At 60.4% G+C, this 24,581-nt stretch carries 25 protein-coding genes; 13 read left to right on the plus strand and 12 right to left on the minus strand.

Annotated features, from left to right (window positions below):
* Positions 1-525 precede the first annotated feature (525 nt).
* Positions 526-1,209, plus strand: a complete 684-nt coding sequence (locus tag E6W33_RS13950) for a hypothetical protein (RefSeq protein ID WP_136417915.1) — start codon at positions 526-528, stop codon at positions 1,207-1,209.
* Here the strand turns inward: E6W33_RS13950 and E6W33_RS13955 are convergent.
* The 3 genes from E6W33_RS13955 to E6W33_RS27055 form a co-directional block, all read right to left on the minus strand.
* Positions 1,193-1,900 (minus strand): hypothetical protein, encoded by a 708-nt coding sequence (locus tag E6W33_RS13955; protein ID WP_136417916.1) that lies wholly within the window; start codon positions 1,898-1,900, stop codon positions 1,193-1,195. The genes E6W33_RS13950 and E6W33_RS13955 overlap by 17 nt on opposite strands.
* Before the next feature lie 112 nt (positions 1,901-2,012).
* A complete protein-coding gene (locus tag E6W33_RS13960) occupies positions 2,013-2,864 on the minus strand; it encodes a hypothetical protein (protein ID WP_136417917.1) in 852 nt (283 codons plus the stop codon).
* 3 nt (positions 2,865-2,867) lie between these two features.
* The gene (locus E6W33_RS27055; protein ID WP_168798644.1) at positions 2,868-3,011 is read right to left on the minus strand and encodes a hypothetical protein; all 144 of its coding nucleotides are present in this window, start codon (positions 3,009-3,011) and stop codon (positions 2,868-2,870) included.
* A 435-nt stretch (positions 3,012-3,446) separates the two neighbouring features.
* On the opposite strand from E6W33_RS27055, the gene E6W33_RS13965 reads away from it, so the two are divergent.
* Complete coding sequence (locus E6W33_RS13965) at positions 3,447-3,818, plus strand: hypothetical protein (RefSeq protein ID WP_136417918.1); 372 nt, start codon at positions 3,447-3,449, stop codon at positions 3,816-3,818.
* Positions 3,819-3,972: 154 nt separating this feature from the next.
* On the opposite strand, the gene E6W33_RS13970 is transcribed toward E6W33_RS13965, so the two are convergent.
* Positions 3,973-4,749: a ferredoxin--NADP reductase gene (locus E6W33_RS13970; RefSeq protein WP_136417919.1), complete on the minus strand. Its 777-nt coding sequence runs from the start codon at positions 4,747-4,749 to the stop codon at positions 3,973-3,975.
* Positions 4,750-5,032: 283 nt separating this feature from the next.
* Positions 5,033-5,851, minus strand: coding sequence for a dienelactone hydrolase family protein (locus E6W33_RS13975; protein WP_136417920.1), 819 nt, complete (start codon positions 5,849-5,851; stop codon positions 5,033-5,035).
* Between the two features lie 100 nt (positions 5,852-5,951).
* On the opposite strand from E6W33_RS13975, the gene E6W33_RS13980 reads away from it, so the two are divergent.
* The 3 genes from E6W33_RS13980 to E6W33_RS13990 all read left to right on the plus strand — a co-directional run bounded on the left by E6W33_RS13980 (position 5,952) and on the right by E6W33_RS13990 (position 9,131).
* Complete coding sequence (locus E6W33_RS13980; RefSeq protein ID WP_136417921.1) at positions 5,952-6,923, plus strand: helix-turn-helix domain-containing protein; 972 nt, start codon at positions 5,952-5,954, stop codon at positions 6,921-6,923.
* Between the two features lie 4 nt (positions 6,924-6,927).
* Positions 6,928-7,716, plus strand: a complete 789-nt coding sequence (locus E6W33_RS13985) for an N-acetylmuramoyl-L-alanine amidase (RefSeq protein ID WP_136417922.1) — start codon at positions 6,928-6,930, stop codon at positions 7,714-7,716.
* A gap of 296 nt (positions 7,717-8,012) precedes the next feature.
* Entirely contained in the window at positions 8,013-9,131 is a 1,119-nt protein-coding gene (locus tag E6W33_RS13990) for a hypothetical protein (protein WP_136417923.1), read from the plus strand.
* Positions 9,132-9,199: 68 nt separating this feature from the next.
* Here the strand turns inward: E6W33_RS13990 and E6W33_RS13995 are convergent, their stop codons facing one another.
* Both E6W33_RS13995 and E6W33_RS14000 read right to left on the minus strand, forming a co-directional pair.
* On the minus strand, positions 9,200-9,985 hold the full coding sequence (locus E6W33_RS13995) for an enoyl-CoA hydratase-related protein (protein ID WP_136417924.1): 786 nt from the start codon (positions 9,983-9,985) through the stop codon (positions 9,200-9,202).
* A gap of 37 nt (positions 9,986-10,022) precedes the next feature.
* Positions 10,023-10,946 carry a DMT family transporter gene (locus tag E6W33_RS14000; RefSeq protein WP_136417925.1) on the minus strand — a complete coding sequence of 308 codons (924 nt, stop codon included), beginning with the start codon at positions 10,944-10,946 and terminating at the stop codon, positions 10,023-10,025.
* Positions 10,947-11,033: 87 nt separating this feature from the next.
* Between E6W33_RS14000 and E6W33_RS14005 the strand changes: the two genes are divergently transcribed.
* The 3 genes from E6W33_RS14005 to E6W33_RS14015 all read left to right on the plus strand — a co-directional run bounded on the left by E6W33_RS14005 (position 11,034) and on the right by E6W33_RS14015 (position 14,083).
* A complete protein-coding gene (locus tag E6W33_RS14005) occupies positions 11,034-11,930 on the plus strand; it encodes a LysR family transcriptional regulator (protein WP_136417926.1) in 897 nt (298 codons plus the stop codon).
* A gap of 138 nt (positions 11,931-12,068) precedes the next feature.
* A complete protein-coding gene (locus E6W33_RS14010) occupies positions 12,069-13,142 on the plus strand; it encodes a 3-deoxy-7-phosphoheptulonate synthase (RefSeq protein ID WP_136417927.1) in 1,074 nt (357 codons plus the stop codon).
* Between the two features lie 17 nt (positions 13,143-13,159).
* On the plus strand, positions 13,160-14,083 hold the full coding sequence (locus E6W33_RS14015) for a delta(1)-pyrroline-2-carboxylate reductase family protein (protein WP_136417928.1): 924 nt from the start codon (positions 13,160-13,162) through the stop codon (positions 14,081-14,083).
* Between the two features lie 115 nt (positions 14,084-14,198).
* Here the strand turns inward: E6W33_RS14015 and E6W33_RS14020 are convergent, their stop codons facing one another.
* Together E6W33_RS14020 and E6W33_RS14025 are read right to left on the minus strand one after the other, a co-directional pair.
* Positions 14,199-14,489: a hypothetical protein gene (locus tag E6W33_RS14020; RefSeq protein ID WP_136417929.1), complete on the minus strand. Its 291-nt coding sequence runs from the start codon at positions 14,487-14,489 to the stop codon at positions 14,199-14,201.
* Between the two features lie 99 nt (positions 14,490-14,588).
* Positions 14,589-15,602 carry an AI-2E family transporter gene (locus E6W33_RS14025; RefSeq protein ID WP_136417930.1) on the minus strand — a complete coding sequence of 338 codons (1,014 nt, stop codon included), beginning with the start codon at positions 15,600-15,602 and terminating at the stop codon, positions 14,589-14,591.
* Positions 15,603-15,735: 133 nt separating this feature from the next.
* Here E6W33_RS14025 and E6W33_RS14030 point away from each other — a divergent pair, with 133 nt between their 5' ends.
* Complete coding sequence (locus E6W33_RS14030) at positions 15,736-16,848, plus strand: NADH:flavin oxidoreductase/NADH oxidase (RefSeq protein WP_136417931.1); 1,113 nt, start codon at positions 15,736-15,738, stop codon at positions 16,846-16,848.
* A 7-nt stretch (positions 16,849-16,855) separates the two neighbouring features.
* Here E6W33_RS14030 and E6W33_RS14035 read toward each other — a convergent pair whose 3' ends face one another.
* On the minus strand, positions 16,856-17,545 hold the full coding sequence (locus tag E6W33_RS14035; RefSeq protein WP_136417932.1) for a hypothetical protein: 690 nt from the start codon (positions 17,543-17,545) through the stop codon (positions 16,856-16,858).
* A gap of 334 nt (positions 17,546-17,879) precedes the next feature.
* On the opposite strand from E6W33_RS14035, the gene E6W33_RS14040 reads away from it, so the two are divergent.
* Entirely contained in the window at positions 17,880-18,281 is a 402-nt protein-coding gene (locus E6W33_RS14040) for a DUF1330 domain-containing protein (RefSeq protein ID WP_211097335.1), read from the plus strand.
* A gap of 10 nt (positions 18,282-18,291) precedes the next feature.
* Here E6W33_RS14040 and E6W33_RS14045 read toward each other — a convergent pair whose 3' ends face one another.
* Together E6W33_RS14045 and E6W33_RS14050 are read right to left on the minus strand one after the other, a co-directional pair.
* Positions 18,292-19,431 (minus strand): metallophosphoesterase, encoded by a 1,140-nt coding sequence (locus E6W33_RS14045; protein ID WP_136417933.1) that lies wholly within the window; start codon positions 19,429-19,431, stop codon positions 18,292-18,294.
* Positions 19,432-19,628: 197 nt separating this feature from the next.
* Positions 19,629-20,546, minus strand: coding sequence for a Tim44-like domain-containing protein (locus E6W33_RS14050; protein WP_136417934.1), 918 nt, complete (start codon positions 20,544-20,546; stop codon positions 19,629-19,631).
* Between the two features lie 213 nt (positions 20,547-20,759).
* Between E6W33_RS14050 and E6W33_RS14055 the strand changes: the two genes are divergently transcribed.
* From E6W33_RS14055 to E6W33_RS14065, 3 genes are read left to right on the plus strand one after another with little or no spacing between them, the layout of a single operon-like run.
* A complete protein-coding gene (locus E6W33_RS14055; protein WP_136417935.1) occupies positions 20,760-21,644 on the plus strand; it encodes a Ku protein in 885 nt (294 codons plus the stop codon).
* Between the two features lie 9 nt (positions 21,645-21,653).
* Entirely contained in the window at positions 21,654-24,182 is a 2,529-nt protein-coding gene (gene ligD, locus E6W33_RS14060; RefSeq protein WP_136417936.1) for a DNA ligase D, read from the plus strand.
* A 42-nt stretch (positions 24,183-24,224) separates the two neighbouring features.
* A complete protein-coding gene (locus tag E6W33_RS14065; protein ID WP_136417937.1) occupies positions 24,225-24,428 on the plus strand; it encodes a hypothetical protein in 204 nt (67 codons plus the stop codon).
* Positions 24,429-24,581 lie beyond the last annotated feature (153 nt).

Below are 24,581 nucleotides of genomic sequence, written 5' to 3' on the forward strand. Positions count from 1 at the left end.
ATGCTCTCAGATCGTTAACTTGTTGCTCAAGTACTGGAGTTGGAAGGAGTTGCATATTCGTAGTGTTGGCAATCTTATAATTATTTCATATATGATAGGCCTTGGAAGGCTTAGAGCACATCTCTAAAATATGGGATGCGCTCCAACAGCGCATGCCGAGAGGAAGAGGAGCTTTAGGGTCTCGATCGGCGTGATTTTATCCTGCGGCTTCGGATAGCTAGCCCGCAACGTCACGTTCATACCAGAGGGCATCTTTGACTTTACGCGTTGGCTATGACAGCGGCATGAAAAAAGGGCAAAGTGGCCTTCCCCCATTTCGAAGGACACTTGGCACCCCGGCACGTTGCCCGATTCCTGTACTCCTGAGAACGCTTTAAAGGGTTTCGAACTATCGTTGTCCCTACGCGCTTTCTTGACGAGTTGTATACAGATTTTGTTGATCGCCAGCGGCGATTTACAGTTGACGCCTTTATGGAGGCAGCAGGAGGCAGGTCCGTTTGTCTGTCTGTTGCCGTTACTGCAGCGATGATTGAGGACGAAGGCTTTCGTTCTCGCCTTCTTAACTGGATAACTTCCTATCCAAACGTCGAAGAAGTGTACCTGATGTACCAACATTCTAGGGACACAAAACAGGTGCAGGACAGCTCGTTTCTCAAAGCGTGTATGAGCTTTTTCAATGAGATCGTGGGCACTGGTCTCAAACTAACTGTCGGCTACACAAATGTCGAGGGATTGTTGTTTGCAACTGTCACCAATCTAACTGTCACAATGGGCTCCTTCGAGAACACGAGAATTTTTTCGGTTGAAAAATTCCTCGAGTCAGAGGGGGATCGTCGCGGTCCTAAGGCTCGAATCTACTTGGCTGGATTGCTTAATTGGGTCCAGTTCCAAGATGCGAAGACGATACAAATGCGAGCCCCAGAAATATGGAAAGCCGTCTATGATCCGACGGAATGGGCAGAATCAGCACTAGCATTACCGGTTGAACCTACGTTCAATCAGCCGCAACTATACAAGCATTTTTTTGCGAATATTCACGACCACGTAGCCAGCATGAAACCGCTGTCAACACAAGAGCGTCGTCTGGAGCTCCTGGGGCGCCTTCGCCGGGCACGAACTTTTTATTCTCAGCTAAGCGCGAGTGGTATCGAACTTGAGAAGCATGGCCGTGGCGGTCACATTGACGCTTGGCTTAACGCTCTACTGTAACCCGACCCAGACGTTGTACCACGCGGCGAGCTAGCGCCGCCTGTGCGTGCCAACGCTTCGTCGAACTCATTGCCGGCGCTGACGCCGCGCTACAGTGTATATATAGGTTTCCCGCGACATCAAGGGATGCAAGCCCCACGCCCGACCGTTCAAAGCGCTCCAAACGAGCTAGCGCTGCTCTGTAATATCGATGATCGAGCACCACCCAAGATTCGTCGGCGAACTGACGATTTCGGTAGGCTTGAACTAATGCGCGCGACCAGTCACTGAGCTTTGCTTCAACAGCAATAACTGTTTCAAACGGTGAATTTTTGACAGATGTCAGCGAACCCGATGGCTGCCCACTGAATAGTCCCAGTTGCTGCAATTGTCGCATTACACGCTGCGCGGCAGGTTTTAAAAGTCCTAGCGCAGCAGCAAGATCTTCACAACTTTGAATGTTGGATGCGGTCAGCGGATCCAGTAGGGGCGCCAGGCGAGGCGGGATTGCAGCCAATACTTGTATCTCACGCGTCGTTCGGGGTTGCCTCTTATAGAGAACGATGTCCGCAAGGCCCACGCCGGCATCCAGCTCCATTTCGATTCGGTAACTACGATTGTGTGAGCTACGGAGCCGAGAAAGTATCGCTACCACTAATTGCGCTTCCGAATCAAACTGGTCGGATTGCTTCAAATTACGCCGTCGTTCCATTTAATTCATCGGGTTTAGCGTGAGCGTTCAAGGATGTTGTAATTGCCTTGTTTCACACGGAGTGATCTATCGGCAAGAGGTCAGCAGTATAGACGATTCGAAAGGAGGCTTATCAATCATCATCGAACGAGAATACTGTTTTTCGTGGTCTGCGTAGCTCCGGAATCGTGGCGGGTTCAATTCTTTGGGATCGCTGAATTTCCGAACCGAGGTCGTCATCTGACTCATCGTAAAGGTACGCTTGCCCGTCGTCCGCGTCGAGAGCATCGGTATCAGCAGGATTGGTCCGGAATGGATCGTAACGCGATCCCCGTAACCAATATTGGTTTGCTGAGAAGTTTTGGCCAGTCTGTTCTTTTGCCTCAAGTGCAGTTCGCACAGTCACTAGGTCCACCGTGAGCATCGACAGGGCTGAGGAGAAGTAATTGCGCGAGAGTCCAAGCGTCCTCATTCCTTGGTCATAGCTCAACGTCGCCATATTGCTATTTCTGTCCCGGATCGATGCAAGGTAAAGGTAGAGCTGTAGAGCATGCAGCGTTCCCCGTCGTCGATTGGGCAGGTGGATAAGGGTCTGCACACGGTCCTCGTTCTTCGAACCGTAAAGCTGTCGCATCGGCAGCTTCACCCAGTATTTTGAGTCTGCGTATTCGACGATTCGAAGAATGGCCGGGCGCCCGCCATCCGAAACAACGATATTCCATTCAGCCAGAAGGTTGAGCCCCGCGATCACCATTGGCCGCGATAAGTCGACCAGTTCAGATAGCGAAGTAAGGGAAATTTGCACGCTGCCTGCGGGAAGGCGATTTGTTGGGTAAAACTCAGCCTTCAGGCAAATAGCAATATAGAGCTTCAATGCCGCAATGGCATCACCCTGCCGAGCAGCACGGATACGCTCCTGAAAGTTAGGGTCCTTCTGCCAGGACACTGGCATTTTCCTCCACCCCGGTTCTTTGAATTTATCCATGTGTCACTTCCTTTTCGCTGCGCTTTTGATAGCCACAGCTGCGAGCCAGACCACGGCCAGGGCGATCACTCCGATCAAAAGAATGGCCAAATTGAGGGGTTCGATATTAGCCGCAGCCTGCACGAGGGAGGACGAGATTTTCGGCATGTTGAGTCTCCAAAAACAAGTGATGCCGAATTCTAATGCCCCTCCCATATAGTAATCTAGATAGCGTATTTTTTGCGATATTCAAAACTATCCATATAAATCAATTGCTTGCGGAAGAAAATTACCAGACTAGATGGTAAATGGGACGCCTGAAACGCCGCAAAAATGTCCTCATTTTGCCAAAAATCCCTTCGCTCGTTTACTTTCGCGTTCTGTCATTTACCATCGGTGGAGCCCCTCCACCGGGACGACGTCCATCAGTTGGTCGGGTTGAACGAAGACATGCAGCGCAACAACGTGAGCGAAGTAGGACGTACCGATAGGTCCGCTCGCCGCCAAGTAGGGCGCTATCCACGGTGAGGCATGGCTAGTCCGACGTTACAGCGCAGATAGGGTGACATTGACTGGGAAGCCGAGCTCGGCAAGTGCCACCCGATGCATAGCGAGGCGATGGTGTTTGGCCACGCCAGCTATCAAAGCGTCGACAAGCACCCGGATAATGCAGAAAAAACCGTGACTCGGCGCAACGTGATGATGTGCAGCTTGCGCAAGCCACTGAAGAAGAATTCGCTCGGCCGTGGCAAGGAAAACTGGCAAAGGCCAATACAAGGGAGCAACAAATCCAACTTCGTACGGGAAGGCGATTTTCCAATTGGAAAACTGACCAAGCAGCTCCAACATTCTGGCGTATATCGACAACCGGAAAACGTGCCTCAATCGGCTGCTGCGCCGCAGCAGGTAAAGCCGCCAATGCTTCTATTTACCGGAGGCCTAACGACACGCGAAGGCAGGTACATTGAAAAATAAGAAGCATTGGTTTCCGAAAGAAATCCTTTATATTTCAATTACTAAAGAATTTTGGACGTTCGAAACCAACGCTTTTATTTTCCGCCTACACAGGACATCATGAGCATGCCCTGGACGCAGGGTTCAGTCACGGCAAATGCCGTGCTCAAGACCCTTATTTTTCGACAAACGCACGCTCAATCACGTAGTCGCCGGGCACGCCTTGCGCCGTCGACATCACGAAGCCGCGCTCATCCAGCAGCTTGCACGTGTCCTGCAGCATGGCCGGGCTGCCGCAAATCATGGCGCGGTCGTGTTCGGGATCAAGCTGCGGAAGGCCGATGTCGCTGGCGAGCTTTCCGCTGGCGATGAGGTCGGTGATCCGGCCCTGGTATTTGAACGGTTCACGCGTGGCGGTCGGATAGTAGATCAGCTGCTCGCGCACCATATCGCCAAGGAATTCGTTTTTCGGCAATCCCTCGGTGATGTAGTCGGCATAGGCGAATTCGCTCACGACGCGCACGCCGTGCAACAGGATCACTTTCTCGAAACGCGCATAGGTTTCCGGATCCTGAATGATGCTCATGAACGGCGCCAGCCCGGTTCCGGTACCGAACAGATACAGGTTCTTGCCCGGTTTCAGGTCGTCCAGCACCAGCGTGCCGACGGGCTTGCGGCTGACCAGGAGCTCGTCGCCTTCGCGCAGATGCTGCAGGCGCGAGGTCAAGGGACCGTCCTGGACTTTGATGCTGAGAAACTCCAGGTGGTCCTCGTGATTGGGGCTGGCGATGCTGTAGGCACGCATCAGCGGCTTTCCGTTCACTTGCAGGCCGATCATGACGAAATGGCCATTATGGAAGCGCAGGCTTTTATCGCGGGTGGTTTTGAAGCTGAACAGCGTGTCATTCCAGTGGTGCACGCTCAAGACGCGTTCGGTGTTGAAGTTCGACATAAGACTTTTTCAATGAGTTGTGGTGATTCTGTCAAGACGCGCCGGCACATGCGAGTGCCAGGGCGAGAGGGCCAAGCGACGGACGTCTTGGAGCGATGTCAGTGCAGTGGGAACGTCCCCGATGCGGCACGGTTCGCCGGTGCCGCTATCGAAGTCGAGCCTGAGCCCATATGCCAGGGAATTATGGCCAGGCTGCATGATATCGGAAATCCATGCCAATACGGTAGTGCTTCCGCGCCTTGGGCGGGAAGCGCTACCGTCAAAGTTGTGCGATTGGCAAATATCAGGCAGAAAGCCTGTGCCTGAAGAAGGACAGGATTTCATCGCGCGCCGCAATGGTCGGCTGGCCGGCTTCATCGATCAGGTGCGCGGTGACGACGCTGTGGGGGCATCCCACGACTTTCTCGAAGAAGGGCGGCGTCTCGCGGCTGGCGGCGGTGTCGGGCAGCACGCGCGCGACGAAGCGGTCGCCGAGGGCCTTTGAATAGGCGGCAAAGCGTTGCGCCGTGCAGAAACGGTCGCCCTGGAAACGGTAGGCCATCACGGTCAGATTGTCGCGCTCCAGGCGCCGCTGCACTTCGGCCAGCTCGTCGGGTGCGATCTCAAGGCCGGCGGGATCGTTGAACGGCAGCGATGGCTGCGACAACACGGGAGCGAGCATCGCCGGTTCCAGCATCATGGTGAGCGCGAAGTTGCCGGTGAAGCACATGCCGATCGCGCCCACGCCGGGGCCGCCGCACTCCTGATGCGCCAGCCTCGCCAGCGCTCGCAGCCAGACGGTCACCGGGCTGGATTCGTTGGCGGCGAAGGCGCGGAACTCGGCGCTGACGCAAGCCCGCTTGAGCACGGCCATGCCCTCTTCTTCCGACGCCACCGCGCCGTCGCGGCCGAACAGCGAGGGCATGTACACGGTGAATCCTGCGTCCCGAACCCAGCGGCTGAAACGCGCCACATGCGGGCTGATGCCCGGCATCTCGGTCATGACGATCACTCCCGGTCCGGTACCGGCAACGTGCACCACCTTCGTGACGCCGTCCAGCGTGATTTCGCGGGCGTTGAAATCGTCGAGCGGATCGTCTTGCTGCATGTTTCGTTTCGACATCGGCAAACCTCCTTCTCATTGGTCGATGCGTGCAAGTCTGCCGCGTTGGGCGCAAACGGGAAATGTTCAGTTTCGACATTTTTCATGTCAAAATGGACAAATGAAAACCGTCCTGATACTTGCACTTGATGGCGTCATGGATTCCAGCCTCGCCATCACGCTCGATACCATTCGGGCCGGGCAATCCTTCCTTTCCGGAACGGGTAAGCGCAGCCAGGTACGGGTTCTTGTCGCGGGTCACAGAAAGTCTGTTCGCACCGGCGCCGGCCTGCAGTTGAAGGCGGATATGAGCTTCCGCGACGCGCTCAAGGAGGCGATCCGGCCGGACTGGATTGTCATTCCCGGACTGGGAATGGTCTCGGATGATGCGATCTCGACGCGCCTCGCGCAGAAGGATGTGGATGCCGCAGTAGAACTGCTGCGACAGACGTCGCGCTCGACGCGCATTGGCGCTTCATGCTCGTCGGTATTTCTGCTTGCGCGGACCGGGCTTCTTGCCGGTCGCGAGGTCACCACGACATGGTGGCTGGCGCATCTCTTCCGGGCACGGCACCCCGACGTCAGGCTGGACGAAACCAGGATGCTGGTGCGGGATGGCCCGTTCCTGACTGCGGGATCGGCCTACTCGCAGCTCGACCTGATGCTGGCCATCGTGGCCGACATCATGGGTACGGCCATCGCGCATCTTTGTTCGCGCTACCTGCTGATCGACCAGCGGCCGTCGCAGGCGCGCTACATGGTGCACGCGCATGTGCAGCATATCGATCCCACCGTGATCGCCGCGGAGCGCTGGATTGACGCGCATCTTGCCGAGCCGATCAGCATCGCGGCACTCGCGGCGGAACTGTCGGTATCGGCCAAGACGCTGGCGCGCCGCGTTGAGGCGGCGACTGGCGTGTCGCCCGTTAAATTCGTTCAGCGGCGAAGGCTGCTGCATGCATCGCATCTGATCGAGACGACCTCCATGTCCATCGAGGCGATTGCCGCCAAGGTCGGTTATCAGGATGGAACGGCGCTGAGAAAACTGGTGCGGCGAGAGTTTGGCACGACGCCGGCGGCATTGCGTAGCTAGCACGATGAAATATCTTCTTTCACTTGTCGCCTTCATCCTGTTGGCCGGTTGCGCGGGTGGCCCGCCGATCGATCACAGCTATTCTTCCGTCTCGCAGGACAGCCGGGTGCGCTATGTGATCCTGCATTACACCGAGGGCGATTTTCCGCGTGCGCTGTCGATCCTGACCAGGGGCAGCGTCAGCAGCCATTACCTGATCTCGGATCATCCTCCCACCATCTATCAGCTGGTCGATGAAGGTCGTCGGGCCTATCACGCGGGCTTCAGCGCATGGAACAACGATGCCCAGCTGAATTTCAGTTCGATCGGCATCGAGCTGGTCAATCCCGGCTATCAGGACACGCCGCAGGGCCGGGTGTTCTTCGCCTATCCGCCCGAGCAGATCGCGCTGCTGATCGGCCTGCTCAAACAGATCGTCGCGCGGCACCACATCACGCCGGATCACATCCTCGGCCATAACGAAATCGCGCCGCAGCGCAAGTCCGACCCCGGCCCGATGTTTCCGTGGCAGCAGCTCGCGCAAGCCGGCCTGATCCGCTGGCCCGATGCCGCGCAGTTAGCGCAACGCCGCCAGGCATTCGAGCAGCAATTGCCCGACATCGGCTGGTTTCAAAACAAGCTGGTGCTGCATGGCTATGTTCTTCCCTGCAGCAACCAGTTGGATGAGGCGACGCAGCAGGTCCTGGTCGCTTTTCAGATGAAGTATCGTCCCGCCCGCTTTGACGGCATTCCGGATGCAGAGACGGCCGCGCTTCTCGACGTACTGACTTCGACGGTATCCGTCGCTCCTTGAGCGTCGGCCGTCAACGATGACGGCCATATCGATACGCTGCACATTCAACACGCATTCTCTGTCGGTACATCACGTCCTTTGATGGCACGCAAAAGCGCAGCGACTTGGGATAGAGCCGAGCGCGCACCTGAGCAAAGATGAAGGCACCGATGACGATCGGACGTGGGCGTGGCGCATGGATGATTCGGAATCCGGATGCGGCATCGCCCTTCCTCGAACTGACCTGGACAATTACGCGCCTGAGCTCGTCGCGGCAAGGCTTCGTCGCGGGAGTGCGGTTGGCATGGAGACGAACAATGCATGCAAAAAAATGTATTCCGCTTTTGCTCCTTACATCGGTACTTCTGGCCGCCTGCGGTGGTGGCGGCGATACGGGCAAGTCTGCCGCTGCCGCACCGGCCACAGGCAATACCGCGCCGAATAACGAAAGCAGCAGCACGCCGACTGCGGCCGCGAGCGCTACCGCCGCACCCGCGCCCACACCTGCGCCGGCCATCGAGAAGCCGGCCGATCCACCGGCAACCGTCACGCCACCGCCGAGCGATCCGATGCCTGTCAAACCGGTCGTGACCGACCAGCCGCTCAAGGGCAGCCTGGAGATCGTCGCCAACCAGATCCTGTTCATCAGAACCAACCGGGTGATCTATCTTCCCGTCACGCTGGACGAGTTCGAGAGCGACAGAGGGACCGTCGACATGGCGGCCGGCAGCAGGACGGACCACCTCGACATCGACGTGGTATCGGCGGGCTGCAATCCGGAGATCGATGGCGTGTGCGGCGTCCAGCCGACTGCTGCTGCGCCCGCCGCGCCGATTGCTGCGTTCGGCATCCGGATAGGCAAGTTTGTCCTGCCGGCGTCACCAGGACAGTCAGTGGGAAATCAAACTGCAGTGGGGCGGATTGCGATCGACCTTACCGAGCGTAACGACTCGCCCGGCATCGGCGCCAATGGCGTAGCCGAGGTGATGCGCTTCGTGATCGACAAGGTCGAGATGACAAGCAGCCCGAGCGGCGAACTGGTCTCGGTGAAGTTGCAGGACGGCGCGCAAATCCATGTGTACGGACGCAGCGCTTCCGGTGCAGAGGTCCGGGAGAACATCGCTGCGCCTGCAGGCACGGTGCGACTGCTGCCGATGTCGCAGGTGCCCGATAGTCATGGCGATACCACCAGCGTTTTCCTGCTGCTGGACCTGGAAGCCGGATTCTCCCAGGCCGGGCAGAAGCTGAGCGCATTGGAAAACATCGCGGGCCATTTCTCCATGAAGCTCACGCTGTCGACCGTGCAAAAGATGGTGCGCGCCGGCGGCGACCCGGATGCGGACCTGGTTGGCCAGTCCATCAAGGTCAATGACGAATCGCCGGTCAGCGGCGCCGGCATCACCGGCAACGCATGGATACGCATGTATCCGTTCTGATCGATACGTCGTCGGTGACCGCAAGGCATGTTGCGATGGCGTGCTGCCTTGCGGTCCGAATTCGCGGCCTACCGACCGGTGTAGCGCGGGCGCGCCTTCTCGATGAAGGCGCGCGTTCCGATGCGGAAGTCATCCGACGCTGCGACGAGTCCGAAGAAATCCGCGCCAAGTTCGGCCGATTCTTCGAGTGTCATGTTGAGCCCTCTGTGCAAAGCCTCCCAGGTCAGCCTTACCGCGGTCGGCGACTGATCGAGGATGTCGCGGACAAGCGCTTTCGTTTCCTCCATCAATCGGCTGGCATCGGCGATGCCCTGCACCAGTCCGATCTTCAGCGCTTCCTCGGCATCCACCGCGCGGCCGCGCAGCAGCATTTCCGCGGCGCGCCCCTTTCCGACCAGGCGCGGAAGGCGGGTCGTGCCGCCGAAACCGGCGACCGCGCCGATGCGCACTTCGGGGTGGCCGAGCATGGCGTGGCTCGCCGCGACGCGGATCATGCAGGACTCGGCAAGTTCCAGGCCGCCGCCATAGGTGTAGCCATTGAGCGCGGCGACCACGACCTTGCCAAGATTTTCGATCTTATTGGTGATCCGCACAGCAAGGCGCGCAAATTCCCGCACCGCCAGCGGCGTGGCCTCGCTCAGGTACTTGATATCCGCGCCAGCGGAAAATGCAGTCGTGCCCGCGCCCGTCAGGATCAGGGCGCGCACGGCATCATTTGTTCGCGCTGCGTCGAGCATGTCCGTCAGGCGCTGCAGAACATCGATGTTCAGCGCATTGAGCGCGTGGGGCCGGTTGAATGTGAGGACCGCGATGCCATTGTCTTCCTCGTAGAGGACGGGTGCGTTTTTCTGCATTTGCATTTCTCCATTGATTGCGCGCCTGACCGTCCGCTCAGCGGCACGCCTGCGCTTGCGCAAGCGCGGGCACGGCAGGGATGGTTTTGAATCTGCCCGATGAGACCAGCACACCGGCGATCACCAGCGCAGCGCCGGACAACTGCGCCAGGGAAATCGATTGACCGAGCAGCAATCCGATCAGGGCGGTGAAGAGCGGCACCAGGTTGATAAACACGGCGACCGATGCCGCGCCGATTTTCTGCACCGCCTGATTCCACCACAGATAGGCCAGCACCGAACCGAACAGGCCCATGAAGACGATGGCGGTCGCCATCGGCAGCGTGGGCGGCTGCAGGAAATCCGGTGTCGTCGCGGCGGCACGCAACGCCATGAGTGCGGCGCCGCCAGTGATCGTGCTGCCCGTTACCTGCATCGTCGACAGGCCATGGACGAAGCGCTTCGGAATGACCGAGTAGATCGCCCAGCTCAGGCTGCCGAGCAACACCAGCAGGTCACCGGCCGAGAAGGACATGGCTTGAAGCGCATGCCAGGATCCCTTGCTGACCACAACGCTCACACCGATCAGGCCGAGCAGCAGGCCTGCCGCTTGACGCATCGTCACCGATTCACGGTTGATCAGGGCCGACAGCACGACCGTCAGCGCCGGATTGAAGGCCATGATCAGCGCACCGTTGACCGCGGAAGTCAGGCGCAAACCATAGAAAAGACTGACATTGAAACCGAACACGCCGACCGCGGACATGACGCTCAGCGCCAGCGCATTGCGCCGCACGGCGGGCAGCGACCAGCCTTCGCGCAGCGCGACCAGCGGCAGCAGCACCGCCGCGGCGACGATAAAGCGCCACGCACCGACTGCGACCGGCGACATGAGAGTGACCGCGTACTTGCCGACATGGAAAACCGCCGCCCAAAAGAGCGTGGTCAGCACCAGCTTCAGGTAGATCCAGGAATGATTCATGACGATTGCCTCCGAACTGACATGGGGCTAGTATAGGTTTCCACTTTTGGAATATGTTTTGTTAATTTAGAAAACGGTTTTCCGCAAATGAAAAATGTCGCGTTTGACTGGAATGACCTGAAATTCTTTCTGGCGGTTGCCCGCCATGGCGGACTGAGCGCTGCCGGACTTGCGCTCGGTACCAGCGCGTCCACCGTGTCGCGCCATATTGCTGCACTGGAGGAGCGCTTCGGCGCGAGCCTGTTTCTGCGCCAGCAAACCGGTTACCTGCTGACGGACGATGGCGCCGCGTTGCTGAAACATATCGATCTGGTGGAACAGGCGATGATGGCGGCCGAACGCAATAGCCTTTCGTCGGCGCAGCAGGAGCTGTCGGGGCAGGTGCGCCTCGCCACCACGGAAATGCTGGCCTTCCACCTGATCGTGCCGCAGCTGCACCGCTTTCGCGAGCGGTATCCGAAGCTGCAGGTCGAACTCAATATCGCTCTGACGCGCGCCAACCTGTCACGGCGCGAGGCCGACCTGGCGCTGCGCATCGTCGCGCCGGACCCGGATGACGGCGCCGGTGATTACATTGCGAGCCGTGTCGGCAAGATGGACTTCGGCATGTATGTCGCGGCCGGATCGCTGCCGGCCGATGCAAAAGCGGCTGCTGCATGGCAATCGCTCGATTACGTGTCGTGGGACGATTCCTGGGCCGATCTTCCGATGGCGAAATGGATGAAGACGACGTTTCGGGACAAGCCGCCGGCACTGGCCTGCAACAGCTTGCAGGCGCAGTACGCGGCGGTACGGTCGGGACTTGGCGTCGGCATGCTGCCGTGCTTCATTGGCGACGGCGATCCGACGCTCCAGCGGCTTGGCGGCATACAGCCATCGCTGTCACGCGACCTGTGGCTGGTCTATCACCGCGACCTGAAAGGCAGCCAGCGCGTCATTGCGATGCGCGATTTCATCGTCGAGCTGATCAACGAGCGTCTTTAAATTCTTCGCCGGGCGGAACGGGCGGCAGCGCCAATGTGGCTCATGCGCCTGCAATAAGCGATAAACTGTCGTCTTTTCGCGCTCGCCGCTTGCCGGATGGACGCAACGCAACGATTCCATTCTGACCACAATCCGATCATGACCACCTTCAATGTAGAAAACGTCAACGTCACTTCCTTCGACTCGATGCCGACGCCGGAAGAGCTGCACGCCCGCCTGCCCCTGACCGACGCCGCCGGCACGGTCGTCACGCAGGGCCGCGAAGCGCTGCGCAATATCCTGGATCGCAAGGATCCGCGCATGTTCGTCGTCGTCGGCCCCTGCTCTATCCATGATCCGGTCGCGGGGCTGGACTATGCGCGCCGCCTGAAGAAGCTGCAGGAAGAGGTGAAGGACACCATGCTGCTGGTGATGCGCGTGTACTTCGAGAAGCCGCGCACCACGACCGGCTGGAAGGGCTACATCAATGATCCGGACATGGACGACTCCTTCCACATCGAGCGCGGCATGGCGAACGCGCGCCAGTTCCTGCTCGACGTGTGCGAACTCGGCCTGCCGACCGCGACCGAGGCGCTGGATCCGATTTCGCCGCAATACCTGGGCGACCTGATTGCATGGACCGCGATCGGCGCGCGCACCACCGAATCGCAGACGCACCGCGAAATGTCCTCCGGCCTGTCGACGCCGGTCGGCTTCAAGAACGGCACCGACGGCGACATCGGCATCGCGATCAATGCCATCCTGTCAGCCTCGCATCCGCACTCGTTCCTCGGCATCAACAGTCAGGGCCGCGTGTCCATCGTGCGCACCAGCGGCAACCGCTACGGCCATGTGGTGCTGCGCGGCGGCGACGGCCGGCCGAATTACGATACGGTGTCGGTGGCGATGGCGGAGCAAGCGCTGGCGAAGGCCAAGCTGCCGGCCAATATCGTGGTCGACTGCTCGCATGCGAACAGCTTCAAGAATCCGGATCTGCAACCGCTGGTGATGAACGATGTGGTGAACCAGATTCGCCTTGGCAGCAAGTCGCTGGTCGGCGTGATGATCGAGTCGAATATCGTCGGCGGCAAGCAATCGATTCCGGAAGATTTGTCGCAACTGAAGTACGGCTGCTCGGTGACCGACGGCTGCGTCGGCTGGGACACCACGGAAAAGATGATTCGCGAGGCGGATCACGCATTGCGCGGCGTGCTCGCGCAACGCTTGCGCTGAACGCGGAGCACAACCCTATGCGAGTCCTGGACAGTCTGCAAACCGCGCAAGCACTCCCCTACGAGAAGCTGGTGCCGGCCATCGCGGAGGCAGCGCTGCAACTCGGCAATGGCGAGATCCATGCGCCCGAGCGCCAGGTAGTCAAGATCGATGCATCCAGCGTCTTGCTGTGCATGCCGGCCATCGCGCCGGATATCAGCGCCACCAAGCTGATCACCGTGCATGGCGATAATGCGCAGCATGGCTTGCCGGCGATTCAGGGCGAAGTGGTCGTATTCGACACGGCGACCGGCCGGCGGCTGGCGCTGCTCGACGGACCGACCGTCACCGCGCGGCGCACCGCGGCAGTCAGCTTGCTCGGCATCGAAAAACTCGCGCCGAAGAAACCGACTTCCGCGCTGCTGATCGGCACCGGCGTGCAAGCAGTGGCCCATGCGGATGCGCTGATCGAATATTTCGGCATTTCGCATTTCCGCATCGCGAGCAGGACAGCAGCAGGCGCGCAGGCATTCTGCGACGCGCTGTGGATGCGCCATGCCGAAACCGCGGCAACGCCGGTAACGATTGCGGAACTGGATGCGCATTGCGAGGATGTCGATCTGATCATCGCGCTGACCACCGCAAAGACGCCGGTGATTCCGTCCCGGCTGCGACCGGATACCTTGGCGGTGGGTGTGGGTGCGTTCAAGCCGGAGATGGCGGAGTTCCCGGCAGACTTGTTGCACGCGCGCGCCATTGTGGTCGATCATCTGGCCGGCGCGCAGCATGAAGCCGGCGATTTGATTCGCGCCAATATCGACTGGAAGCTGGTGCGCGATCTTCCCGACGTGATCGCGCATGGCATGCAGCGCACGGAACTCGCACCCGTGTTGAAAACGGTCGGCCATGCAGCATGGGATCTTGCGGCAGCGCGTGTTGCCCTTGCTTCGATCGGCGGCTAGCGAACGTTCGCTGCAATCCCTGTTTCTTCAGGCCTCATGGATTGGTCTGCATGCCCCGGTGACTTCGGAGCATGCGGATCAGGAAAGCCGGCGAGCAACTCGCCGGCATCCCGGTTCAGGGATTGTTTCGTTGCGCAATACGCTTTTCGCGCTCCTTGTCGGGGGACGGGATCGCAATCGGATCGCTGGCGGGAAACGTCATATCGACAGCGTCGTCCAGCATCTCCTGTTCTTTTTCTTCCGGATCGTCCGAGCAGGTTTTCCGTTCAGTCACGTCCTTCGCGGACGCATCCTGTGGAGAAACGTCCTTCGGCGTCACCGATTTCGAATTGTTGCCGTATGAAGATGTCGGCTCTTGCGATTGCCTTTTCTCATCTTCCTCAGAACTTCTCTTGAGATTCGACATACCATTTCTCCAGTTAAATTGCGTGAGCGGACGCGAAGGCCCGCACTCATGCGATAACCGGGAATGCCAAAAGTTTCCTTTCTGTTCAAATCTCCACGATCAAACCAGCCCTTGGTCGGTCAGTTCCTTTTTCAGGTAGGCGTAGTACACCGGCGCAGCCACCACGCCGGCCAGCCCGAACATCGCTTCCATGGCCAGCATGGCGGTCAGCAACTCCCAGGCGCGGGCGTTGATGTGCGAGCCGATGATTTTTGCATTCAGAAAATATTCGAGCTTGTGGATGACGATCAGGAACGCGAGCGAGGCAATGGCGATGGCCAGCGAATGCGACATGCTGACGATCACGATGACCGAGTTGGAAATCAGATTGCCGGCCACCGGCAGCAGGCCGGCGACGAAGGTGATCGCGATCATGCTCTTGGTCAAGGGCAGGCGGACACCGGCCAATGGCAGCACCAGCAGCAGATAGATGGCAGTAAAGACGGCATTGATGGCGGCGATGCGGACCTGCGCGAACACGATGCGCCGGAACGCGTCGTGCAGATTGACCACGCGCGCATGCAGGGCGGCGGCAAGCGGCTTGAACTGCGGTGTCGTGGTGGTGTCGTACAGCGCCGCCATGGCGCCGATGATCATGCCGATCAGCAGATGCGCCACGGTGCGCCCGGCCTGCTGGCCGATGGTTTGCGCCTGCACCGCATGCGCGCGCAACCAGTTGGTGATGGCTTCGCGGATCGCCTCGGCATTCGCGGGAATGTGTTCCTTGAGCCAGGCCGGCATCTGCCCGCGCGAGGCTTCCACGATGTCGGCCAGCCGCTGCAACAGCACCTGCAGGTTGCCGACGTCGCTCTGAAAGAAGAGAATCGCGCCCCACACCGCCAGCGACAGCAGCAGGACGATCAGGGTGCCGAGGATGGCGACGGCGATCATGCGCGCGCGCTGGTCGCTGATGTTCTTGCCCAGCGCGGGCGAAAGCAGGTGCACCAGGGAGTACACCAGCAAGCCGGCAAACAGCGAGGCCAGCAGACCTTTCATCAGCACAATGAGCAGCGCGAGTGCCGCCAGCACGTAAGAAGCAATAGTGGTTAAATTAAGCTTGTTGTGATCCGGCATGGTCGTTTTTCGTTCTCCGTAGTGATGTAGCTTAGGTCACTGGGGCGCTTGCGTGATGAGATCAGAAATGCGAACCGTCCCGGCCCGGACGCTTAGGCGTTACCTTCAACCGATCTGAACAAGACGAATTCCAATGACAACGCTATTCTCCCCCATTTTCCTCGGAAAGCTTTCATTAAAGAACCGGATTGCCATCGCGCCGATGTGCCAGTATTCGGCCAATCAGGGCAGTGCGACACCCTGGCATCTGATGCACCTCGGACAGCTTGCCTTGTCCGGCGCCGGGCTGCTGATCATCGAAGCGACTGCGGTGGAGCCGGAAGGACGCATTTCGCCGCAGGACCTCGGCTTGTGGAACGATGCCAACGAGGAAGCGCTGGACGGCGTATTGCGCGCAATCCGCAAGCATTCATCGATGCCGATCGCGATCCAGCTTGCGCACGCCGGACGCAAGGCATCGACTGCGGTTCCCTGGGAAGGCGGACAGTCAATCGCTTCTCACGCAGGCGGCTGGAAAACCTTCGCGCCCTCCGCCCTGCCCTTCGCCGACCATGACGAAACGCCGATCGCACTCGACGCCGAAGGCTTGCAGCGCATCCGCAATGCGTTCGCGCACGCGGCGCGGCGCGCCGACCGCCTCGGCATCGACGCGATCGAAGTGCATGGTGCGCATGGTTACCTGCTGCATCAGTTCATGTCGCCGCTATCCAACCGGCGCGAAGACGAATATGGCGGCTCGCTGGAAAACCGGCTGCGCTTTCCGCTGGAAATCTTCGACATCGTGCGCGCCAACTTCTCCGCCGACAAGCCGGTCGGCATCCGCGTATCGGCGACGGATTGGGTCGAGGGCGGCTGGGATCTGGAGCAGACGGTCGTCCTGGCGCAAGAACTGAAAAAGCGCCGCTGCGATTTCATCGACGTCTCAAGCGGCGGACTGTCGCCGCTGCAAAAGATCGCGCTCGGGCCGGGCTACCAGGTGCCGTTTGCCGAGCGCATCAGGAAGGACTCCGGCATGCCGACGATCGCGGTGGGCCTGATCACGGAAGCGGAACAGGCCAACGAAATCATTGCATCCGGCCGCGCCGACATGGTGGCATTGGCGCGCGGCATGCTCTACGATCCGCGCTGGCCATGGCACGCAGCGGCCAGGCTGGGTGCGCAAATCGATGCGCCGCCGCAGTACTGGCGCTCGCAGCCGCGCGAGGTGAAGGATTTGTTCCGCGCGTCGACGCTCGGGAAGCACTAGCAGGCTGCTAATCTGCGAGATCGAAGCGCACCCCGACGCTGCTCAGGCGGCCCGGGGTTGCGGCGGCATTCGCCTCTTCCTGCGTCGCGTGCTGCGTGATCAGATACCTGTCGGCGCTGCGCCGGTCGGGATTGAGATAGATGTTCAGGAAGAGCTGGCGCTGTTCCGGCACGTTCTCCAGGAAGCGCGGCCCGTTTTCCGATAGCTGGCCGTCGAGCGTAAAGACCGTCACTACGTTATCGTCGCCGATATAGCCATGCACCTTGAAAACAGGATGGCGCGCGCGCGTGGTGATGATTTCCACCGGCTGCTTGCTGGTGATCAGGCGCACCGGCCTGGTCAAGTCGAGCGGCAGCGCTTCGCCTGACGGCGGCGCCGGACGCGGCGCACGCTGCTCTTCCCGCGCGGCGCGGCCCGAGTAGCGCGGCGCATCGAACAGTCTTTCATTCTGCTTGTCCAGCGGTTCATCGTTTTGCGCCGTCTTCTCGGCGGACGCATCGGCGCGATCGGACCGCGCCGTGGTCTTGTGCGATGGCGGCGGCTTGTCGAAGGTTTTGTGCGGCACGTTGAAAGTCATTTCGAAGTTATAGAGCTGTTCGTCCGTCATGTCCGGAAACGGCGCCGGATGCCCGCCATCGATGGTGCGATAGATCACCTCGGGTTCCCGCTTGCCGAGGATATTGCCAATGATGCCCACGTCATTCTCCTTGAAACTATTTCCGTAAAACACTTCACCGCGCTGCCGTGGACTGGTCCGCAGCGGCTGATGCCGCGCGCACGGTTACCGCTCATTCGACCCATCGCGCGCAACCGGGTTCGTGGCAAGGGCGCGCCATTTTGTTTCCGTTTGTAGCGGAAGAAATTTCTTGAACGGACGTTTTCGCCGCGGCGCTGGAAAGCTGGCATGATGCGCGGCTGGAGCCTTTTTTGGTCGTCGCGCTCGCTTGAGCCGCGTCGCAGTGCAAGGACCCCCTTGGCACGGTGTATTACGGGCTCTCGAGGAACGTATCAACCTGTTTGAGGAGATAAATGTGATCAAATCGATAGACCCGACGCCGCAGAGCGTGAAGCGTTTGATGGCCAAGGTCCCCGCCGGCGTACCGGTCGTGATGCTGAATCTGCTGCGTTTCCGCGAGCGGGCGGTTTATCCGCCCGAACTGGACCTGGCGCCGTGCAGCGGACGCGATGCCTACGCCGCCTATGCAAAGAATGCGAGCACGCATCTGGCGAACGTGGGAGCCAAGGTCATCTGGAAGGCGCAGGCAAAGCACTCCTTCATCGCGCCTGTCGGCGAAGAGTGGGATGAAATCATGCTGGTCGCCTATCCGTCGCGCGACGCATTCATGACCATGCTGAAATCGCCCGACTATCAGGCCATCACGATGCACAGGACGGCCGCGCTGGCCGACGCACGCCTGCTCGTGACGGTATGAAGGGATGGCGCTATTGCGCCGGCACCAGGCGCACGCGCGTGATTTCCGACGGCGCGCCGAAGCGTTTCGGCGGCCCCCAGTAGCCGGTGCCACGGCTGGTATATACCCACAGTTTTCCGAGGCGGTTCAAACCGGCCGTGTAGGGCTGCTGCATCGGCACAAAGAAATTCCAGGGAAAGAATTGTCCGCCATGCGTATGGCCGGACAACTGCAGGTCGAATCCGGCTTCGGCTGCAGCGGTCGCACTGCGCGGCTGGTGCGCCAGCAATACCTTGACGGCCATGCCGCGCGGCGCGCCGGCCAGCGCCGCATGCGGGTCGCTGCGGTGCGATTCGTCAAAATGATGCGCGGTGTAATCGGTCACGCCGGCCACCAGCAAGGACCTGCCTTCGTGGTGCAGGACCACATGCTCGTTCATCAATACCTTCAGCCCGAGCCGCTGCACTTCGGCGATCCAGTCGTGCGCATTCGAGTAGTACTCATGATTGCCGGTGACGAAATATGCGCCGTGCCGCGCAGCGAGCCTGGACAAGGGCTGGGTATGCGCCGCGAGGTGGCGCACGCTGCCGTCCACCAGGTCGCCGGTGACCGCGATCAGGTCGGCGTCGAGCCGGTTGACCGCCTCGACGATTGCATCCAGGTAACCATGCTTGATGGTGGGGCCGACATGGATGTCGCTGATCTGCGCAATCGTGAAGCCGTGCAATTCCTGCGGCAGGTTTTTTATCGGCACCTCGACATCGACCACCCGCGCAAGGCGGCGCGCATTGATGAACCCGATCAAGGTCACCGCCGCCGCCAGCGCGGGGACGGCGATCGCGCTCCAGCGCACCAGCGATTCCGTATGCACCGCGAGCACGGCGGCGAGCAGCAATCCGACATCGCGAAACACCGTCAGCACGAACAGCGATGAGAATAGTCCCAATGCGAGCAGACCGGCCCAGGCGAGGCGATCGGCCAGTGGCTGGCGCTTGATGCTGCGCGCCAGCAGGGCTGTCGGCACCAGCATGAAGGAAGCCAGCAGCCACAAGGCACCGGCCATGCGCCAGGCATTGGCAATCGGCAAATCAGGCAAGATGCGCCAGCCGATATAGACGTGCAGCGCCGCCAGCAAGGCAAGGATGACAAGGATGGAAGCGCGTAACCGCATGTTGATTTCTGAAGTGAAAGAAGAGCCGCCGCAGAGGCAGCGTAGTAGTCCGGATTATCTTGGGATGAAATGTCTCCGTTCAATAGCGTTGCCGATGCGATGCCGATGCGGTGCCGATGCCGATGCGATGCCGGAAGGAAAAAAGCCCCGGCTCGCGCCGGGGCTTTCAGGACAAACGCTGTGATGCGGTGTTGCGATCAGGACAGTTGCTGAATCCCGGCCAGCACCCAGCCGCCCGCGCCGGAAACCGGCTTGGACAGGTTCCAGACTTCGGTGAACGGTTCTGCCGGCGCGTTTTCCGCTTCGCGGATCATGCCGCTGAACTTGACGCTGGCGAGATGCTCGTTACCGGTCGTTTCCACGCCGAGCAGTTCCGCCTCGAGCGACACCACATCGGTATGGTTGGGCGACGGGCCGCGCTCCAGCAATTGCTGCTTCATTTCAGCAAACACTTCCGGCGCCGTGAATTCGCGCAAGTCGTTCACATCGGCCTTGTCCCATGCCGCTTGCAGGCGGATGAAGTAGGTCTTCGCGTGTCGCAGGAAACCGGGCGCATCGAAATCGGCCGGAATGCCCCAGTTCGCATTGTCGGCAGTGCTGCTTGCGGACGATGCCGATTGCAGCGCGGCCGGCTCAATGCGCGAACCGATGTCCGGGGTCACGACGCCGCGTGAAGCTGCGCCATAGGCCGGCTCGAACCGGCTGCGATCCTGCGCGCTGCCGTTCTTGCGCGTCACCATGCGATAGATGAAGAACGCGGCTCCCGCCAGCAGAGCGATCATCAGCAGGCTGCTGATCATGCTGGCCAGTGCGCCACCCATGCCGAAGTGCGAGAGCAAGGCGCCCAGACCGAGACCGAGCAAGGCGCCGCCGAGCATGCCCTTCCACGCGCCGGCCGGTTTGGGCGGCGTGCCTTGCGGTGTCGCGGCCGGTGCAGCGGGCCGGGCGGCAGACGGCGCAGCCTGGCTCGACGATGGCGACATGGATTGACGGCTGACGTTTTGCGACTGGCGTCCGAAGGAGCCGCCGCCGCCCATGCGTTTGGCTTGCGCCTCGGACACGACGACGGACAGCGCCGTCAGCGCGACCATCAGACTGATCAAAAATTTCTTCATGTTTCCTCCAGGAGTTGATTTGCGAGTGAGGCCGGCCATGGATGACCGAACCGATCACATCGACGCCCATCCTACGCGCGGCCCCACTTTTGAAAAAGCGAATAAATCGGAATATGTTCTTCGTAAAAACAGGAACATGCCGATGACGCCCGACGAACTTGGCGCATCGGTGGATGTCGAAGAGATAATGTTTTCAACCAAGCAAGGACTGCCATGGCTCGTGTCATGTGGAAAGGCGCCATCAGCTTCGGCTTGCTGCATGCGCCCGTGTCGCTGCATCCGGCCTCGCAACAGGACGAAATCGACTTCGACTGGCTGCGGCGCGGCAGTTTGCAAGCGGTCGGCTACAAGCGCGTGGTGAAGGAAACCGGCGAGGAAGTCGGCAAGGACGACATCGTCAAGGCCGTCAAGTACGAAGACCATTACGTCGTGCTGTCCGACGAGGAAATCAAGTCGGCCAACGTGAAGGCGACGCACACCATCGATATCGTCGGCTTCACCGATGCGGAAGACGTGAATTTCCTGTTCTTCGAGACGCCCTATTACCTGGCGCCGACCAAGGGCGGGGAAAAGGTGTACGCCCTGCTGCGCGAAGCGCTCCTGAAGACAAAAAAGATCGGCATCGCCCTGATCGTGATGCACAACAAGCAGCATCTCGCCGCGCTCATCGCGACACCGCAGGCCATCGTGCTGAACACGCTGCGCTGGGCCAGCGAAGTGCGCAGTCCGGAGACGCTCGACCTGCCGGAGGAAGGCCAGAAAGGCGCAGCGCTCAAGCCGAAGGAATTGCAGATGGCCACGCAGCTGATCAACAACATGAGCGAGGACTGGCGGCCGGAGCAATACAAGGACACCTTCCGCGACGACATCATGGCGCTGGTCAGGAAGAAATACGAGGAAGGACGCGCGGAGGAAATTTCCGAAGTCGAAGCCGAGATGCCGGAAGAAGAAGCCGGGAAGGAAGAAGACCTGGCGGAATTGCTGCGGCAGAGCCTGCAAGGAAGCGTGCACAAGCGCACGACGGAAAAGAAGGTGCCGCCACCCGCCGCGCGCAAGAGTGCCGGGGTGCGGGCGCGCGCATCGAAGTCGGTTCACTAAAGATTGCCCATGCCCGACAAGCTTGCCACCTACCATGCCAAGCGCAACTTCCGCGTCACGCCGGAGCCGGAAGGCGAACTCGCCGCGCCCGCCGAGCGCCTGCGCTTCGTGGTGCAGAAACATCATGCGCGCAAGCTGCACTATGACTTTCGCCTCGAACTCGACGGCACCTTGAAGAGCTGGGCGGTTCCCAAGGGTCCCAGCCTCGATCCCTCGGACAAGCGCCTGGCGGTGCATGTGGAAGACCATCCGCTCGACTATATCGATTTCGAGGGCGACATCCCGGAGCACCAGTACGGCGCGGGCCATGTGGATGTGTGGGACATCGGTTACTGGGAACCGCAGGGCGATGCACTGGCGGCCTATGAAGCCGGCAAACTCAAGTTCCGACTGGAGGGCGAGAAACTGCACGGCGGGTGGACGTTGGTGCGCACGCATTTGCCGGGCGGCGGCAAGGAACAATGGCTGCTGATCAAGGAAAAGGACGAGGCCGCGCGTTCCGCGAAGGAATACGACATCACGGCGGAAATGCCGGACAGCGTGCTGGCGCGAACACGGAAAACCGACGACGCGGCATTGCGCGCATCCAAAGCCCGCAAGGCAAGCGCGAAGGAGGACAAGCAGGCCGACCTCAAGCTCAAGGGAGCCAGGAAAGCCGCGCTGCCGGAAATGATCAGCCCGCAACTGGCCACGCTGGTGGACGACATCCCGAAAGACGGCGAGTGGGAATACGAAGTCAAGTTCGACGGCTACCGGATACTGGCGCGCGTCGACAAGGGCAAGGCCCGTCTGCTGACGCGCGACGGCCAGGACTGGACCGCGAAGCTGCCCTTGCAGGCGGCCGCCGTGGAAGCACTCGGATTGCAAAGCGCCTGGCTCGACGGCGAGATCGTGGTGCTCGACAAGCAAGGCATTCCGTCTTTCCAGTTGCTGCAAAATGCCTTCAATGAACAACGCGATGCGCCCATCCTCTTTTACCTGTTCGACCTGCCCTATCTGAACGGCGTCGATCTGCGCAAGGCGCCCCTGAGGGAACGCAGGACCCTGCTGGAACACGTGCTGGAGAGGGCGGACACGCAACGCCTGCGCTACAGCGGCCCGCTGCAGGAGCCGCCGCAGAAATTGCTGGACGGCGCCTGCCGGCTGGCGATGGAAGGACTGATCGGCAAGCGCGCCGATTCGCCCTATACCGGCAAGCGCAGCGCCGACTGGATCAAGCTGAAATGCCGGCAGCGCCAGGAATTCGTGATCGGCGGATATACCGAGCCGCAAGGAAGCCGCAAGTTTTTCGGCGCCTTGCTGCTCGGTGTGTACGAGGATGGCGAGCTGCGCTATGCCGGGCGCGTCGGCACCGGTTTCAACCGCGCCTTGCTGCATTCGATGCATCAACAGATGCAGGCGCTGGAGCAGCAGCAAAGTCCTTTCGCACACATGCCGGGCGGCGTGCGGCGCGCGGAGACGCACTGGATCAAGCCGCAGCTGGTCGCGGAAATTTCCTTCTCAGAATGGACGCAGGAGGGGTTGCTGCGGCAAGCGGTGTTTCATGGGCTGCGGGCCGACAAGGCGGCGCGCGAGATCCGGCGGGAACATGCGGTCAGCACATCGGGCAAGGACAAGAAGGACGGAAAGAAAACACAAGAGGCGGCAGCCAATCGCATCAAGGTCACCCATCCCGAACGCGTGATCGACACCACGAGCGGATTGACCAAGCTCGACCTGGTGCACTATTACGAAGCGGTCGCGCCGCACATGCTGCCCTTCCTGCGCAATCGCCCGGTCTATCTGCTGCGCTGTCCGGAAGGCATCGACGGCGAGCAATTCTTCCAGAAACATGCCGGCCGGCTTCGCATTCCCGGCGTCCGCGCACTCGATGCCTCGCTCGATCCGGGCCACGGTCCGCTGATGGCGATCGACGATGCCGAAGCACTGGCCGGCGCGGCGCAGATGGGCACGGTGGAACTGCATATCTGCAACGCCGACGCCGATCACATCGATCGTCCCGATTGCATGGTGTTCGACCTCGATCCCGATCCCGCGCTGCCCTGGCAGAAAGTGGTGGAAGGCGCGCGCCTGACCAGGGTGGTGCTGGATGAGCTGGGCTTGCGCAGTTTCCTGAAGACGAGCGGCGGCAAGGGCCTGCACCTGACCGTTCCGCTTGCGCCCCGGCACGGCTGGGACGAGGTGGCCGCGTTGTCGAAGGCCATCGCGCAGCATCTGGCGCGTACGCTGCCGAAGCAGTTCAGCGCGACGATGGGCGAAAAGAATCGCGTTGGAAAAATCTATATCGACTATCTCCGTAACAGGCGTCAGGCCAGCACGGTCGCGCCCTACTCGGCGCGGGCTCGCCCCGGCTTGCCGGTGGCGCTGCCGATCGCGTGGGAAGAGTTGCCCGACATTCGCAGTGCGACGGCGTGGACGGTGACATCGCTTGCCGCGCATCTTGCAGGGCGAAGAGATGATCCGTGGGCAGCATTTTTCGAGACATCGCAAGGCTTGACGCAGGCCATGAGAAAAACGCTCGGAATTGCGCCACAATAGGAAGACCATCGTTCTTCCTACCTGATGCCAACGAGGAGAATCATGCACGCCTACATCGTGAAAACCCATGACGGTTACCTGTATCCGTTTGCCGGCGACGTCTCCCTCACCGACGAGCAAGATCAGGCGGGACAATACCGGAGCGCGCGCGAAGCCAGCGAAGCCGCACAGGAACTCGGCTACAAGGAAGGCACGTACGAAGTGATTGCCCTGGAGGTGGATGACGCCAGGCTGAACAGGCAGTAGACGGGCGGCATTTGACCGCCGTGATAGTCCTTGTGATTCGTTGCCTCCCCGGGCGATGTTCTTGCACATCCTGATGCTTTTCCGACGAAAGCAATGACCTCCCCGTGCCGCGATATCGTCGGCAGGCATGGCGTCGACCCTTTCTGACTGGTC

The organism is Herbaspirillum sp. ST 5-3 (assembly GCF_004804275.1).
In the GTDB taxonomy this organism is placed as follows: Bacteria; Pseudomonadota; Gammaproteobacteria; order Burkholderiales; family Burkholderiaceae_D; genus Noviherbaspirillum.